The 4045-nt window shown below is 62.6% G+C and carries 3 protein-coding genes; all 3 read right to left on the minus strand.

What is annotated here, in order from left to right; translation table 11 throughout:
- Positions 1-755: FliG C-terminal domain-containing protein (locus tag Q0K00_RS11460; RefSeq protein ID WP_297229647.1), on the minus strand; the 755-nt coding region annotated here is incomplete at its 3' end.
- Between the two features lie 143 nt (positions 756-898).
- The gene (locus Q0K00_RS11465) at positions 899-1123 is read right to left on the minus strand and encodes a flagellar M-ring protein FliF (RefSeq protein ID WP_297229650.1); all 225 of its coding nucleotides are present in this window, start codon (positions 1121-1123) and stop codon (positions 899-901) included.
- On the minus strand, positions 1104-2747 hold the full coding sequence (gene fliF, locus Q0K00_RS11470; protein WP_297229652.1) for a flagellar basal-body MS-ring/collar protein FliF: 1644 nt from the start codon (positions 2745-2747) through the stop codon (positions 1104-1106). Before fliF ends, Q0K00_RS11465 begins: the two co-directional genes overlap by 20 nt.
- Between the last annotated feature and the right edge of the window lie 1298 nt (positions 2748-4045).

A 4045-nucleotide genomic window follows, 5' to 3' on the forward strand; every position in this document is an offset into this window, starting at 1 on the left:
TCCTTGAGCATCTCGCGCACGCCGCGGTCGTCGATGTTCTTGCAGTCCTCGAACACGAACATGAGGTTGCGGATATCTTCGGCCATCTGGGCGGAATCTTCCTCGATCTCGGAGAGGACTTCCTCCTCGGTGGCGCGGTCCACGGCGTTGAGGATCTCGGCCACGGACTGGACGCCGCCGACCTTCTTGCCTTCCTTGCCGCCCATGGCGATGAGCTGGCTGGTGACCACCTTGTCCACTTCCAGGAGCATGTCTTCCGGCACGGTCTCCAGGCGGGCCAGGCGCATGAGCACTTCGGCGCGCACGCCGGCGGGCAGGCTCGTCAAAAGATTGGCGGCCTGATCGGGGTGGAGGTGGCCCATGATGAGGGCAAGGGTCTGCGGGTGTTCGTTACGCAGGATCTGCGAGAGCAGACGCGGGCTGACCTGTTCCAGCTCGCGGAAGGGCGCCGGGCCGGTATCGAGGTTCAGGGCGTCCATGATGTACTTGGCGGTCTCGGGGTCAAGGTTCTTGACCAGCAGGCGCTTCAAGATGTCGCTGCCGCCGGAAATCATGTCCACGCCTTCCACGAGGGACTCGTGGAACTCGCGCAGCACTTCCTCCACGGTTTCCTTGGGCACGGAGGGCAGCTCCACGATGGCCTTGGAAATGTTGGCGATCTCCTGCCGCTCCATCCGCTTGAAAACATCCGCCGTGAACTTGTCGCCCATGGCGAGCAGCAATACGGCTATGCGCTGTTGACCTGTCAGAACCATCCCGGACGTCTCCTTGGAACAAATTCAGCCTGAATCTGATAATGTACTTATACGCCGCTGTCTACCCCGCCGGAGCGGCGGACGGAGGCCCGGCCTCCCTCTCATGCAGCGGATGACGGGGTTTTCCGTCCATTTTGCGCTGTCTAGCGTTTTTTTGAGGTGTCGCTATCGGCGGCGTCCATCCAGCGTTTGATGATTCGGATGGCCTGATCCATGTGCTGTTCCGTCATGCGAAACAGCCGTAACCGCAATTCCTCCACGCGCCGGTTGGTCTCCTTCTGCGCGTGGCGGTAGGCCCGCAATTCCGCCAGCGAGGGCACGTTGCCCTCACTGGCGGCAGGCTGCACATTAGGCTGCTTTGGCTTCATTCTTCATCCACCCGCGCACAAGGGTCACCACCTGTTCCATATGCTGGTCGGACAGGGAGAAGATGTGCGCCTTGAGAGCTTCGATATCCTTGAACACCAGTTCGTCGTCTTCCTCGCCGGCTTCCAGGGCCTTTTCCTCGCCCTTGGCGGCTTCTTCCAGCGCCTCGTAGAGGGCGAGCTGTTCCTCGGCGGCGGGCAGGCCTTCCAGACCTTCCACCATCTCGCCGGCTTCCACCTTCGGCCGGATGAGGGCCAGCACCACGGGCCGCACCACCAGCATCAGGAAGAGGAAGGCCAGCAGGGCATTGAGCAGCGGCTTGCCCAGGCGCTCGGCGTAGTCGGAGAGCAGGTCCCCGAAGTTGGGTTCCGCCGGAGGCTCGGAGCCGGAGAAGGGGATGGAGCTGACTTCCAGAGAGTCGCCGCGCGCGCTGTCCAGGCCGACGGCGTTGGACACGAGCTGACGGACCTGCGCCAGTTCATCCGCCGTGCGCGGGATGAAGGACCACGCGCCGTCCACCTTCTGATAGGTGCCGTCGATGATGACCGCGACGGTCAGGCGGCGCAGGTCGCCCACGTTGGACACGATCTGCTGTTCTTCCTTGTTGATCTCGTAGTTCGTGGTCCGGGTCTCGCGGCTGCCGTTCTGGTTGGACACGGAACCGGTGATGCCGTCCCCGCGGAAATTGGTGTCCGGCGCGCCGGCTTCCAGGTTGGCCTGGCCCTGCTGGGCTTCTTCGCTGCGCTGCTCGCTGCGGACGGCCGTCTTTTCGGGATCATACAGCTCGCGGCGGATGGTCTTCTGGCTGAAATCCATGTCCGCGTTGACCTTGGCGATGACGCGGCCGGGGCCGAACAGCGGCTGCAACATTTCCTCGATGCGGCGCTCAAGGTTGCGCTGCACCTGCAGGCGGTGTTCCATCTGGGTGCTGGACGCGCCGGCGAGGCTGTCCTCTTCGGGCTGATAGAGCACCTTGCCGCCGTTGTCCGTGATGGACACATGCTGCTTGTCCAGACCTTCCACGGACATGATCATCATGTTCAGGATGGCCGTGATCTCCTTCTGGTCGGGCTTGGTGCTGGGGTTGTTCAGCTTGAGCACCACCGAGGCCGAAGGCTCTTCACGCTCTTCCACGAACAGGCTGCGCTTGGGGATGACCAGATGCACGCGCGCGCTCTCCACGCTGGGGAACTCGCTGATGGTGCGGGCCAGTTCGCCCTGCAGGGCGCGGGTGTAGTTGATCTTCTGCACGAAATCCGTCTGGCCGACCTTGACCTTGTCGAAGATCTCGAAGCCGATGCCCTGACCCACCAGGCCGCCTTCGCCCGCGATCTTGATGCGCTGGTCGTAGACCACTTCCTGCGGCACCATGATGGTGGTGCCGTTGTCGGCCAGTTTGTACGGGACTTTTTCCGTCTTGAGCATACTGAGGACGCGGTTGGCATCCTCGCCGCTCAGGTTGGAGTACAGGACGCGGTATTCGGGCCGCGTGGCGTAGATGGACAGGCCAATGACGGCCGCCAGCAGCAGCACGGCGCCGCCGGCGGAAAGCACCCGCTGCGAGGTGCTCATGCTGGACCACGAGTCCTTGAAACGATTCACGGCATTGTTAAGGGGGGCTGGCATCGGCATAACGAACTTCCTTACTCCTGCGTTAAGCGGTCACGGACCGCGGACGGCCCCACTATTGCAATCATCGTGCCGATTTTTCCAACTTATTAAAATAACGTGACTTTTTTTCTAGACTTTTTCTAACGTGCTGTCAGTGTTCATATTTTGACGCTCCCTGCGGGTCCTTGTCGGGCGTCAGTTCCCTGGCGGAGAGATGGGAGTTTTTTCTTTTTTTATCCTTCGCGCTGGTTTGTGGCTGTTGCCCGGCATCCGGGCTGGGTCGCCTGCGCGGCGGGCGGCAGGGGTGAGAGGGGGCTTGTTTCCTTTTTTCTTTTCTTCTTGCGCTGGCTGGCGGCTGTTGCCCGGCATCCGGGCTTGGTCGCCTGCGCGGCGGGCGGCAGGGGGCAGGGGCTTACGCAGCCCCTTGCCCCCTACGACCCCTTACCCCGCGTTGGGGTCACCATCCCTGACGGACAGCCCGGATACGCGAGGCGTACCTTGGCCTCCTCCCTGCCGCGCGGCAGCGGGCGTTCGGCCTCCCGCTGTCCCGCGCCCACGCGGGACGAGCGTCCGTCCGGCGTCGGAGCTTCCGCCCCATTCGGGGCGGCGATCTCCTCCGCGCCCTGCCGCGCTTACGTCAACAAACGGAATCGTCGTTCCCGCTTCGCAAGTGCTACGTCGTCCCTTGATGAGGGTCGGGAAAAACGGCTTTCCTTTGATGAGTCGGTGCAATGGATCACGGAATCGTTGGGCCTCCGGGGAGACTATTCGCCTGGCGAAGGGCGTCCCTGTCGCATGGCGTGTGCCTCGCCCCTCCCCTTCCTTCATGCCGCCGGGGACCTTCCGCCGCGCCCCAGCTCGCTTACATCAACAAAGCGGAACCGTTGTTCCCGCTTCGCAAGTGCTACGTCGTCCCTTGATGAGGGTCGGGAGAAACGGCTTTCCTTTGATGAGTCGGTGCAATGGGTCACGGAATCGTTGGGCCTCCGGGGAGACTATTCGCGTGGCGAAGGGCGTCCCTGTCGCATAGCGTGTGCCTCGCCCCTCCCCTTCCTTCATGCCGCCGGGGACCTTCCGCCGCGCCCCGGCGTGCTGGATTGGCGGGAAGGATGACGGTCAGTACTCCGGCCAGCGGGGAGTATTTTCCATTCCCCCAGCGTACCGAATCAATAGGGCAAAGCCGTTTCTCCCGCTTCGCAGCAAGGGGCTATACATCATCACGGCGACAAATACGCTCCCGGCATGACGCCTGCCCTGTCTTGTTTCGTTGCACCAATTCAACAACGGATGACGCATCCCACTCTCCGGCACAG

It is taken from the genome of uncultured Desulfovibrio sp. (assembly GCF_944327235.1).
In the GTDB taxonomy this organism is placed as follows: domain Bacteria; phylum Desulfobacterota; class Desulfovibrionia; order Desulfovibrionales; family Desulfovibrionaceae; genus Desulfovibrio.